The sequence below is a fragment of the Arminella tubonensis genome, assembly GCF_003240585.1.
Taxonomy (GTDB): Bacteria; Pseudomonadota; Alphaproteobacteria; order Rhizobiales; family Rhizobiaceae; genus Rhizobium; species Rhizobium tubonense.
Genome location: NZ_PCDP01000017.1, coordinates 1 through 1,578, shown reverse-complemented (window position 1 = coordinate 1,578; position 1,578 = coordinate 1). Strand labels below are relative to the sequence as shown.

Annotated in this window: 1 protein-coding gene; it reads right to left on the bottom strand. The window is 56.7% G+C overall.

Annotated elements, in window-relative coordinates:
• Positions 1-117: 117 nt before the first annotated feature.
• Positions 118-1,497 carry a transposase gene (locus tag CPY51_RS06325; RefSeq protein WP_111159447.1) on the bottom strand — a complete coding sequence of 460 codons (1,380 nt, stop codon included), beginning with the start codon at positions 1,495-1,497 and terminating at the stop codon, positions 118-120.
• Positions 1,498-1,578 lie beyond the last annotated feature (81 nt).

Below are 1,578 nucleotides of genomic sequence, written 5' to 3'. Positions count from 1 at the left end.
GATTTCGTTGAAAAACTCGATGGATTTGCCGATCATCCGCCCGTTTGGGTCTTTTGGGCGAAGTAGGTATCGCTTTCTGCCCCGCGCCTCAGCGCAGGGTATCGATCTATGCCGCTCTCATGCAGCAGTAACGCCGTATGACCGCCTCTGAGGCCTGAGTTTTGCAAGCCTCCGCAGATTTTGTGCGGTTGCGGCAAGCAGGAATTCGTCTCGCGCACCGCAAGGACCTCGTAGCCTCAAACGCGCCATTCGAAGAATTCGCTTGAGGTGAGCGAAGAGCATCTCGACCTTCTTGCGACGATGCCGGGAGTGCTCATATTCCGGCGTGGCAGCAATTGCTCTCGCTACATCGCGGGCATCTTCGTTGAGATCGCGCGGCACCTTGCGAGCGGGTGTATTTGGACAGCACCACTGCTTCAACTCACAGGCATTACAATCACCGTTTCGAGCGCGATAAAGCCGCGTGCCTTCGCTCGTGATCCCTGATCTGGGCGTTTGATAGGTTCGGTGGAATTGCTTTAGCTCCTTGCCTTTCGGGCAGATGTAGCGATCATTCTCACCGTCCCATTTGAAGTCCGAACGAGAGAACGTCCCATCCGTCCGGTTGGATTTGTCAAAGACTGGAATATGCGGCGCGATGTTCCTTTCCTTGACCAGCCAAGCCAAATTATCGGCAGAGCCATAAGCGCTGTCGGCGGCGAGATAGCCTGGCTTCAAGCCGAAACGGCTCTCGGTTCTATCGATCATGGTGCGCGACGCCCCAACCTCAGCCTGACGGATCGCCCGCGTCGCCTCCACATCAAGGATGACGCCATGATCGGTATCGATCAGATAATTGGTGGCGTAAGCGAAGAATGCATGCCCCTTATGGGCACCCGTCCATTGCGCTGCCGGGTCGGACCGAGAGATGAACTTCGGTGTTACCGCCGAAGCCGCGCCAAAAGCTGCATCATCCAGAACCGCGAGATACTCTTGAACCGAGCGGCCAGCATCTTCTTTGGCCTCCCATTCAGCACCCGGCACCGAACGCTGCTTGTTGGCGTCCGCCGCGATCAGGCTGGCATCGACAGCAAAGCCTTCTGCTCCCACCAGTCCTTGGGAAAGGCACCGTTCCACCACGGTCTCAAACAGGTGACGCAGGATATCGCTCTGGCGAAACCGCCCATGACGGTTCTTCGAGAAGCTGGAATGGTCCGGTACCTTTCCGTCCAGGCCAAGGCGGCAAAACCAGCGATATGCGAGATTGAGATGAACCTCCTCGCAAAGCCGCCGCTCTGAGCGGATACCCATGCTGTAGCCGATGATCAGCATCCGCATCATCAGCTCAGGGTCGACCGAAGGACGGCCAGTGCTACTGTAGAACGGCTTCAACTGTGCCCGAACACTATCGAGGTCGAGGTGATGATCAATCCCGCGCAGCAAATGGTCCGCAGGCACGTGCTCATCGAGGCAGAAATCATAGAAGAGCTGCATCGGAACCGTCTGGCATCCCATCATCGCTCAACCCTCCGCAAATCAATGCGACGATTGAATCACGACAGGCAAGCCTCAGCAATGCCGAGTTTTTCAACAGTATCG